The organism is Frigoribacterium sp. RIT-PI-h (assembly GCF_001297205.1).
Lineage (GTDB): Bacteria > Actinomycetota > Actinomycetes > Actinomycetales > Microbacteriaceae > Frigoribacterium.
Genome location: NZ_LHOZ01000068.1, coordinates 37,815 through 47,125 on the forward strand (window position 1 = coordinate 37,815; position 9,311 = coordinate 47,125).

Annotated in this window: 8 protein-coding genes; 2 read left to right on the forward strand and 6 right to left on the reverse strand. The window is 72.8% G+C overall.

Translation table 11 applies throughout. The annotated features are described in order from the left end of the window. Positions 1–40 precede the first annotated feature (40 nt). Both AEQ27_RS08680 and AEQ27_RS08685 read left to right on the forward strand, forming a co-directional pair. Positions 41–583 carry an RNA polymerase sigma factor gene (locus AEQ27_RS08680; protein WP_082383376.1) on the forward strand — a complete coding sequence of 181 codons (543 nt, stop codon included), beginning with the start codon at positions 41–43 and terminating at the stop codon, positions 581–583. Then, entirely contained in the window at positions 573–1,841 is a 1,269-nt protein-coding gene (locus tag AEQ27_RS08685; RefSeq protein ID WP_152970246.1) for a hypothetical protein, read from the forward strand. The genes AEQ27_RS08680 and AEQ27_RS08685 overlap by 11 nt, the downstream gene beginning before the upstream one ends. 187 nt (positions 1,842–2,028) lie before the next feature. Here the strand turns inward: AEQ27_RS08685 and nhaA are convergent, their stop codons facing one another. The 6 genes from nhaA to AEQ27_RS08715 all read right to left on the reverse strand — a co-directional run bounded on the left by nhaA (position 2,029) and on the right by AEQ27_RS08715 (position 9,285). Beyond that, positions 2,029–3,321, reverse strand: a complete 1,293-nt coding sequence (gene nhaA, locus AEQ27_RS08690) for a Na+/H+ antiporter NhaA (protein ID WP_054146285.1) — start codon at positions 3,319–3,321, stop codon at positions 2,029–2,031. Positions 3,322–3,394: 73 nt separating this feature from the next. Further along, positions 3,395–3,568 (reverse strand): hypothetical protein, encoded by a 174-nt coding sequence (locus tag AEQ27_RS18075; RefSeq protein ID WP_200908349.1) that lies wholly within the window; start codon positions 3,566–3,568, stop codon positions 3,395–3,397. A gap of 89 nt (positions 3,569–3,657) precedes the next feature. Next, complete coding sequence (locus tag AEQ27_RS08695; protein ID WP_054146286.1) at positions 3,658–4,170, reverse strand: FBP domain-containing protein; 513 nt, start codon at positions 4,168–4,170, stop codon at positions 3,658–3,660. Between the two features lie 527 nt (positions 4,171–4,697). Next, on the reverse strand, positions 4,698–7,373 hold the full coding sequence (locus AEQ27_RS08705) for an MMPL family transporter (RefSeq protein WP_082383373.1): 2,676 nt from the start codon (positions 7,371–7,373) through the stop codon (positions 4,698–4,700). Between the two features lie 111 nt (positions 7,374–7,484). Next, positions 7,485–8,180: a TetR/AcrR family transcriptional regulator gene (locus tag AEQ27_RS08710; protein WP_054146288.1), complete on the reverse strand. Its 696-nt coding sequence runs from the start codon at positions 8,178–8,180 to the stop codon at positions 7,485–7,487. A gap of 229 nt (positions 8,181–8,409) precedes the next feature. Continuing rightward, a complete protein-coding gene (locus AEQ27_RS08715) occupies positions 8,410–9,285 on the reverse strand; it encodes an SDR family NAD(P)-dependent oxidoreductase (RefSeq protein WP_054146289.1) in 876 nt (291 codons plus the stop codon). Positions 9,286–9,311 lie beyond the last annotated feature (26 nt).

Genomic DNA, 9,311 nt, shown 5'->3' on the forward strand with positions numbered 1-9,311 from the left:
TCGCCGGTTCCGCGACACTCCTCTAGTGAAGGGGGTGGACGTGGATCACGACACGGAGGGCGACGACGAGCTCGTCAGACGCACGGTCGGGGGTGACCGACGGGCCCTGTCGGCCTTGTTCGACCGGCACGCCGCGACGGTGACCCGTTACGCGTGGGCGCTGGCGGCGACCCGGATGGACGTCGAGGAGATCGTGCAGGACACGTTCGTGACCCTCTGGAAGAAGGTCGACCAGATCGACCTGCCCGAGGACTCGCTGCTGCCCTGGCTGTTGGTCGTCTGCCGCAACCACGCCGCGAACCTGCGCCGCAAGCAGGCCCGTGCCGCCACCGACGAGCTGCCCGACGACCTCGTCGCCCCGGACCACGGCGAGGAGGCGCGTGACCGGCTGCGGTGGGTCCGTGACGAGATCGACGCCCTCGGCCCGGTCGACCGGCAGATCGTCGAGCTCTGCCTGATCGAAGGGCGCCCCTACGGCGAGGCCGCCGCCCAGGTCGGCCTGAGCATCGGCGCCGTGACGCAACGCGTGTCGCGCACCCGATCGCGACTGAAGAAGAAGGCGGTGATGAACGATGAACTCTGAGCCCCCCACCGGGGACGAGCTGAACAGCATGCTCGTCACGATGAAGCAGAACGTCCTCGAACGCACCACGGAGTCCCCGCGTCGCAAGCGCAACCGGAACCTCGGCCTCGGCCTCGGCCTGGCCGCCCTGCTGGCGATCGGCGGTGGTTCGGGGGCCCTGGCGCTCGGCATGCTGCCCTCGCCGTTCCAGGCCTCGGCACCGGCGACGCCGACGAGCACGCCCACCCCGACGCCGACCGTCACGCCGACGGCGACGTCACGGCCGACGCCGACGGTGGCACCCGTGGTCGCGCCGGTGCCGTCGGCGCCGATCGACTGCGCGACGCTGGCGAGCGGCATCGACCTGACCTCGTTCGTGCCCGACCCGGTCTACGCCCCGGCACTGCTGCCGTCGGACTACGACCGCACCGGTCAGGCGGGGCTGGCACAGCAGGGCGTCCTCTCGTGCGTCTGGACCTCGACGGCGGGCTCGTTCGCGAACGTGACCGTCCGGGTGTCGGACGACGTGACGACCGGCTCGCGGTGGAACGCGGAGCGTCGGGCCGCGGGTGAACCCGGCCTGGGCGTGGGGCAGACGTCGTCGATCTCGTGTGGCGAGGACGGGATGGCGTCGTGTCGCGCTTCCGTCGTGTCGGCACCGTGGTGGATTTCGCTGTCGTTCCTCGACGACACGTCCGGTTCGTTCGACCCGACCGCGAGCGGCTGGGACTCGACGGGGGCGCAGGCCGACGTCTCGGGAGCGTTGCAGAGCCTGACGTCGACGCTGGGCGGGCTCGCTCCCACCGCCGCCTGGCAACCGCCCGAGACCGTCTGGGCCGACGCGACGTGCGCCTCCCTGCAGGCCACGTCGATCCCGACGATCCTCGGATCGCCTGCGCTCGTCGGCCCGGACGAGCACGTCTCGACGCCTCCCGTCGACGGCATCTCGGACACGAAGGACTCGTCGCTCGACTGCCGCTGGGTCGCACCCCCCACGGGGCCGCTCCCGGAGGGCTCCTTCGGCGAGTTCCGCGTGACGATCGTGCCCGGTGGCGAGTGGGCTTACGAGCCCACCGACGACAGCCGGGCCGTGACGGTCGCCGGGGCCGACGCCGCGACGGTCACCTGCGTGTCCCGCGAGGGCAGCTCGTGCTACATCGACCTCCTGAGCGACGGATCGTGGCTCCAGGTCGGCTACGCGAGCGGCGCCACGCCCGAGATGACGTCGCTGCTGGTCGCGGCCGCGGAGGCGACCGTCGCGACGCGGCCCGCGAGCTGACCCGCGCCTCCTGCCCTGCCGTGACCGAGGCACGCGACCGCAGGAGGCGCGGCCCGGCCGACGCAGGACGGCGCACGGAGGGCGGCCGGACCCCGGGAACTCGCCGAGACCCTCGTGCGCGCCCCGGGGTCTCGGCGACTTCCTGGGGTCTCGGAGGGTTCCGGGGGTCTCGGCGGACGGCGGCCCGTCAGGCGTCGAGGCGGGCCCGGGCCCGACCGCGCACGGCGAGGATCGTGCCGCCGATCAGGGCCGAGACGAGCGAGCCGACGAGGACGCCGACCTTGACCACGTCGTCCTGCTCGCTGCCGGTGCCGTAGGCCAGCTCGCCGACGAGCAACGACACGGTGAACCCGATGCCGGCCACGAACGACAGCCCGAGCACGTCGCCCCAGCGCAGGCTCGGGTCGAGCCGGATGCCGGGCAGGCGGGTGACGAGCAGCGACGCCCCCGTGATGCCGATCGACTTGCCGAGGACGAGTGCGACGACGATGCCGATCGCGACGCTGTCGCCCAGCGACTCGGTCAGTCCGCCGAAGCCGCCGACGGTCACTCCGGCCGAGAAGAACGCGAAGATCGGCACGGCGATGCCGGACGAGATCGGGCTCCACTTCTCGGCGAAGTGATGCGTCAACGGGTGGCGTTCTTCGTGGCCGTCGGGGCCGACGTGCGTCACGCCGGCCCGAGCGGTGGCGACCGCCGGCACGAGCAACCCGAGGGCGACGCCGGCGATGGTGGCGTGCACACCGGACGCGTGCACCAGCGCCCAGGCGACGACGCCCAGCGGGATCAACAGCCACCACGAGCGAACCCCACGCCGCACGAGCACGGCGAACGCGGCCAGCGGCAGCAGGGCGAGCAGCAGCGGGACGAACGCGATGCCGGCCGTGTAGAACACGGCGATGATCGTGATCGCGATCAGGTCGTCGACCACGGCGAGCGTCAGCAAGAAGGTGCGCAGTGCCGGGGGCAGCCGTTTGCCGACGACGGCGATCACGGCGACGGCGAACGCGATGTCGGTCGCGGCCGGGATCGCCCAGCCCTGCAGGGCGTCGGGGCCGGCGTTCAGGTTGACCAGCGTGAAGATCAGGGCGGGCAGCACGACGCCGCCGACCGCCGCCGCGATGGGCAGCGTGGCCACGCGAGGGTCGCGCAGCGAGCCGGCGACGAACTCCTGCTTCAGCTCGAGACCGACGACGAAGAAGAAGATCGCGAGCAGGCCGTCGGCCGCCCAGGTGCCGACGCTGAGGTTCAGGTGCAGGGATTCGGGTCCGAACGACACGTCGCGCACGGCCGAGTAGAACGAGCCGGCCGGGCTGTTCGCCAGGACGAGCGCGAGCACGGTCGCCACGAGCAGCAGCAGGCCGCCGGTCGTGTCGCGGCTGAGGAAGCGCGAGAGGCGTGCGGCCCGACCCTCGGCGTGGGGCGCGTGGGCGGGAGCAGGAGAAGTGGGCGTAGCGGCGGGGGGGGTGGGGTCGGTCATGGGCGTCGTCCTTCGGGAGCGTCGGTGAGGAGGGCGGGGCGTCCGCTCGACCCGTCAACGACGAGGAGCGGTTCTACGCCACGGGCGGCGGGCAGCCGGCGATCTCGCCGTGGGCGTTGCTGCCCCAGAGGCTCATCCAGCCGTTCGTGCCGCAGGTGCGCTTCGTCAGCACGAGCCGCTTCGGGAACGCCTGCTGCGCCGTGCGCGTCCGCCGCGGGGCGCGGGACGGGCAGGCGGGGGACGACATGCCCACCAGGGTACCGCCGGGGTCCGTGAGCGGGCCGACCCGCGCCTCCTGCGTCCCGGTTCTCGCCGGGTCAGGAGGCGCGGCGCGGGTCAGGAGGCGCGGCGCACGTTCTCGACGAACCCCGCGGCCCGCACGCGCAGGCTCGCGATGCGTTCGAGCCGGGCGGCCTCGACGTCGAACCCGAGGTAGGCCTCGGGCGGCAGCACGTGCACGTTGTCCGAGCACTCGAACCCGCCGCAGACGAGCGTGCCCACGGTGTCACCGTTGCGTCCGGCCGCGCCCGCGCGCTTGGCGGCGTAGAACAGCACGTCGGCCGGCAGTCGGACGTCCTGGCACCAGGTGCACTGGGCGCGCTGACGGGGCGACGCCTCGGCCTGGCGCAGCACGACGCCGGCGACCGCGGGGCCCGGGCGGCCGTCCGCGTCGAGGGTCGGCACGACGACGTAGGCCCGGCGGGCGAGCTTGGGGTCGCGCCAGCCGAGGTACTCGAGGTCGGCCCAGTCGAGGTCGGCGAAGCCCGGGGGCAGGGTGAGGTCGGTGGCTTCCTTGCGGCTCGCGTTGACGAACGAGGCGCGGACGGTCTTCTCGGTCAGGGGGATCATGTGGTTCTCCGGTCGTCGGGCCCGGGGCGGCGACGTCCGCGGGCACGGGCGGTCGGTGACCGCCCGGCTGCCCGCCGTCGACGCGTCGGCCGACCCGGGTGTTCTCGTGGGACCGTGCCGGGGCTCAAGCCCGCGCGGCACGGCGATGCACGGATCGACCCGGACGGCCGATCCGCTGCGGAGACACGACTACCTGCAGCCGGCGCACGCGGCGCCGACGACCCCCTCACGCCCGGAGGGCGTCGCAGGTGCGGACGGGGTGATCACCGGGCCACCCTAGGGCGGTGGGGCTCCGGCGGCAACGGGGCCGCGCCTCCTGCGGTCGGGGTCGCACCACCGGTGCGCCGTCGAACCATGCAGATGCGCGGTTCGACGGCGCATCGACGGTTCGACCCGGAACGCTTCGCCGGTTCCGGAGGCGCGGGTCGCGTCCACGAGGCGGGCGCCGGCCCCGAGGCACCACGAAACGGACGTCGCACCGCCGTGTTCGGCGGTACGACGTCCGGTCGGTGGTGCGACGCGCAGGGTCAGCCCGCGTGGCGCCCGTGGTGGTCGGGGTCGCTGCCGTCGGGGACGGCGTCGATGGGAGCCGCCGGGTCGACGTGCGAGACGTGCCCGTCACCCGAGGCCGAGGCCGAGGCCGAGGCCGAGCCCGCACCTGCACCTGCACCTGCGCCCGAGTCCGAGCCCGCACCCGCGGCGTCACCGGCCGAGGCGTGCGGCTGCGACCGCTCGAGGGAGGCGCCCTCGACGTCGACGTCGGGCAGGATGCGGTCGAGCCATTTCGGCAGCCACCACGCGGCGTCGCCGAGCAGGTGCATCACGGCCGGGATCAGCAGCAGGCGCACGACGAACGCGTCGACGAGCACGCCCAGCGCCAGGCCGAGGCCGATCGACTGGATCATCACCGAGTTCGAGAACACGAAGCCCGAGAAGACCGCCGTCATGATCAGGGCCGCGGCCGTGACCCCCGTGCGACCGGCGTGGACGCCGCGCTGCACCGCCAGGCGGGCCGACGAGCCGTGGGCGTACGCCTCGCGCATGCCGCTGACCAGGAACAGCTGGTAGTCCATCGCGAGCCCGAACAGCACGCCGACCATCAGGATCGGCAGGAAGCTCAGGATCGGACCCGGGTCGTGCACCCCGAAGACCGGGCCGAGCCAGCCCCATTGGAACACCGCGGTGACGCCGCCGAACGCGGCGAACAGCGACAGCACGAACCCGATGGTGGCGGTGATCGGCACGAGGATCGACCGGAACACGAAGATCAGGATGATCAACGAGAGGCCGACGACGACGAGCAGGTAGAGCGGCAGGGCTCCGGCGAGTTTCTCGCTGACGTCGATGTTGCCCGAGGCGTTGCCGGCGACGCCGAGCGACGAGACGTCGTCGATGTCGAGCCCGCGCAGGTCGCGCACGAGCTGCTCGGTCGACTCGGCGGGCGGACCGCCCGTCGGCCCGACCGGGCACGCCAGCAGGGTGTCGTCGTCCGAGGCGCCGATGGGGGCGACCGCGGCGACGTCGTCCTGGTCCTTGAGGATCGTGCCGATGCGCACCTGCTCCGAGACGAGGTCGTCCTCGGAGATCGCGGTCGGCAGGTCGGCGACGACGACCAGGGGGCCGTTGACGCCGGCGCCGAACTTCTCGTCGATCAGCTTGTACGCCTTGTAGGCGCTCGAGTCGACCGGCTCGGACGACCCGGCGGGCAGGCCGAGGCGCATCGAGAGCGCGGGGATCGCGACGATCAACAGCACGGCGACGCCGGCCACGAGGGTCAGCACGGCCCGCGTGGTGCTCATCGGCTTGGTGGGCACCCGGACGGCACCCGTGTTGCCGACGGCCTTGCGGGCCTTCTTGGTGAGGATGCGCAGGCCGACGAGGCGCAGCAGCGCCGGGGTGAGCGTGATGGCGATCAGGATCGCGACGAACACGCAGACCGCGCCGACGGTGCCCATCAGGCCGAGGAACGGGATGCCGGTCAAGTTGAGCGCGAGCAGGGCGATCAGCACGGTCGAGCCGGCAAAGACGACCGCGTTGCCCGACGTGCCGTTGGCCAGGCCGATCGACTCGTGCAGCGGCACCCCCTCTTTCAGTTGGGTGCGGTGCCGGTTGAGGATGAACAGCGAGTAGTCGATGCCGACCGCGAGGCCGAGCATGACGCCCAGCACGGGCGTGACCGACAGCATCTCGACGGCGCCCGAGAGCGACAGCGAGGCGAGCACGCCGACGCCGACGCCGATCAGGGCGTTGATCAGGGGCAGCCCCGCACCGATCAGGGTGCCGAGCATGACGAACAGCACGATGGCGGCGATGACGACGCCGGCCACCTCGCCCGGGCCGAGGATCTCGGGGATGCTAGCGGCGATGTCGTTCGACACCTCGACCTCGACGCCGTCGATGTCGGCGTCGTTCATCGCCTCGACGACGGCCTCTTTGTTCTCGCTGGTGACGAGGTTGAGCGCCTTGTCGAACTGGATGCTGGCGACGGCCGTGGTGCCGTCGGTCGACACCTGGCGGATGCCGTCGGTCAGCTCGAGCAACGAGGCGCCCTGCTCGAGCGTGGCGCCCTGCGTCTCGAGCTCGGCCTTGCCGGAGTCGAGGGTGGACTGCTGCGTGGCGATCTGCTGCTTCCCGGCGTCGAGCTGGGCCTGCTGCGCGTCGAGCTGCGGCGTGGCGGCGGCGAGCGCGGCCCCACCGGCGGCCTGTGCCTGGGCCTTGGCGGCGTCGAGCTGCTGCTGGCCGGCGTCGATCTGCGCCTGGGCGGCGTCGATCTGTGCCTGGCCCGAGGTGATCTGGGCCTCGCCCGCGGTGATCTGCGCGCGGCCGTCCGTGATCTTCTGGGCCTGGTCGTCGATCTGCTGCTGGGTCGCGAAGGGGTCGGTGGTGCCCTTGACGTCGTCCAGCTCTTTCGCGTCGGTCAGCAGGGCCGCGATGTCGGACTTCTGCTGGTCGGTGAAGGCCGAGTCGTCGGTGGTCGTGAAGACCACCGTGCCGGCGCCGCCGCTCGCCGGGGGGACCGTCTCGGCGCGCTCGTCGCTCGCCTGCTGGGGCGCCGTGCCGGGGGTGCTGAGGGCGGTGGTCAGCGTGCCGCCGAACAGCGCGAAGGCGCCGCCGGCGAGGCCGAGCACGACCAGCCAGGCCACGATGACGAGCCAGGCCCGCCGGGCCGAGAACCGGCCGAGTCGATAGAGCAGGGATGCCATGGGTGTCTGTTCCTCCAGGGGTGGTGCGGGGTGATGCGGGTTGCGGGGGTGGGCCTCACGTCGCGTCGTCGAGAAGGAGGTGCGGGTCGGCCGGGGACGCCGGCCGACGGGTCAGGGGGTGGTCGGGTCGGGCGCCGTCGGGGCGGCTGCTGCCGGGGTGGGCGTCGGCGTCGTCCCGTAACCGGTGCGGATGCTCGTCGTCATGCGGTCGAGCAGGTCGGCCCAGACGTCGCGGCTGTCGGCGTCGACGACCGCGCCGGTCCGCATGATCCAGTGGCGGGCCACGACGGCGATGCCGTTCATCAGCGAGCTGACCAGCACCTCGGCCTCGAGCGGGTCGGTGGCGGGGCTGCGCTCGGCCATCTCGATCGAGAGCTGCTCGGTGACGCGGGTGAAGACGTCCTGGATCAGGCTGTGCGACCGCGGGTCGCTGCCGTCGTCGCCGAGGACGCCCCAGAGGTACGAGACGACGGCCGGCAGGTCGATGCCCTGCATGGCCTGGATGACCTCGGCGAACAAGGAGGCGCGGCTGCCGTCACCGACGGGCGTCGCGGCGGTCGCGGCCCGGAACTCGTCGACGGCGCCCGTGAGCACGCGGGTGCAGGCCGTCATGACGACCTCGTCGAGCGACGAGAAGTGGTTGAAGACCGTGCGCCGGGAGACGTCGGCCCGCTCGGCGAGCTCGTCGACGCTGAAGCGGGGAGCCCCCCGTTCGGCGATGAGCGCGTCGGCGGCGTCGACGATGGCCTGACGGTGCTTCGCCTTGAGGGCGGCACGGCGGTCGGGCACCAGGGTCTTGACGGTCACCTGCCTACACTAAGTGCAGCGACGCACTCGGTGCACCCACACCGGCTGGGCACTTGCTGGGACTTGGGCGGCCGGGTCGCGGGCCGCGCACCTCGCCCGCCCCGCGCCTCCTCGTCCCTCCGACGAGTGGTCCCAGAACGTCCTTCGATCGCCAGGGAAGGACGATTCGGGACCACTCGACGGTCTGGCGCGGGGCGGTACGGGCGAGGGCGGCAGGCGCCCGCCCGGGTCAGATGGTCTCGTCGAGGTCGAGCAGGCGGGCGCTCTCCTCCCAGAGGCGACGGGCGAGGTCGGCGTCATTCGCCTGACGGGCGACGCGGCCGGGTGCTTTCAGGCGATCGAAGTAGTTGCCGCTCGGTGCCGGCACGGTCGCGGCACCCGCGAGGCGGATCAGCGGCTCGGCGCCGTCCTCGGTGGACACCGCGAGGCGCTTGGCCGCGGTCATGAAGGCGCCGTCGCCACCGAAGCCCGAGGCGACGAACCCGGGGTGGAACGCGAACGCGTCGACCCCGCCGCCGGCGCGCGGCAGGCGTCGGGCCAGCTCGCGGGTGAACAGCACGTTGAGCAGCTTCGACGTGCCGTAGGCGCGGAAGCCGCCGGCCCACGCACCCCGCGCGTTGTCGAGGTCGTCCAGGTCGACCTTGCCGAAGAGGTTGCCGGCACTCGAGGTCTGGACGATGCGGACCGACCCGGCCGGCGCCTCCTTCGCCGTCTCGAGGAGGCGCGGCGTCAGCAACGCGGTCAACAGGAAGGGAGCGAGGTGGTTGCCCTGGAACGTCGTCTCGTGCCCGTCGACCGTGAGCGCACGCTCGGGGATCGTGGCGCCCGCGTTGTTGGCGAGCACGTGGATGCGGGGGTTCTCGGCGAGCAGCTGGTCGGCGAGCTCGCGCACGGTCGACAGGTCGGAGAAGTCGGCGAGGTAGGCGGTGCCACCGATCTCGTGGGCGACCGTGCGGGTGCGGTCGGGGTTGCGACCGACCACGGCGACGGTGGCACCACGGCGGGCGAGCTCACGGGCGGCGGCGCGGCCGATGCCCGAGCTGGCTCCGGTGACGACCACGGTCCGGTCGTCGAGGCGGGCGGCGGGAGGCAGGGTGACGGTCATGCATCGGACGCTAGGCGGGATGGGGC

What these genes read in the sequence shown, in the direction of transcription:
- AEQ27_RS08685 (WP_152970246.1), top strand. Translation starts at nt 573, where the DNA reads ATGAACTCTGAGCCCCCCACCGGGGACGAGCTGAACAGCATGCTCGTC.
- nhaA (WP_054146285.1), bottom strand. Translation starts at nt 3,321, where the DNA reads ATGACCGACCCCACCCCCCCCGCCGCTACGCCCACTTCTCCTGCTCCC.
- AEQ27_RS18075 (WP_200908349.1), bottom strand. Translation starts at nt 3,568, where the DNA reads ATGTCGTCCCCCGCCTGCCCGTCCCGCGCCCCGCGGCGGACGCGCACG.
- AEQ27_RS08695 (WP_054146286.1), bottom strand. Translation starts at nt 4,170, where the DNA reads ATGATCCCCCTGACCGAGAAGACCGTCCGCGCCTCGTTCGTCAACGCG.
- AEQ27_RS08705 (WP_082383373.1), bottom strand. Translation starts at nt 7,373, where the DNA reads ATGGCATCCCTGCTCTATCGACTCGGCCGGTTCTCGGCCCGGCGGGCC.
- AEQ27_RS08715 (WP_054146289.1), bottom strand. Translation starts at nt 9,285, where the DNA reads ATGACCGTCACCCTGCCTCCCGCCGCCCGCCTCGACGACCGGACCGTG.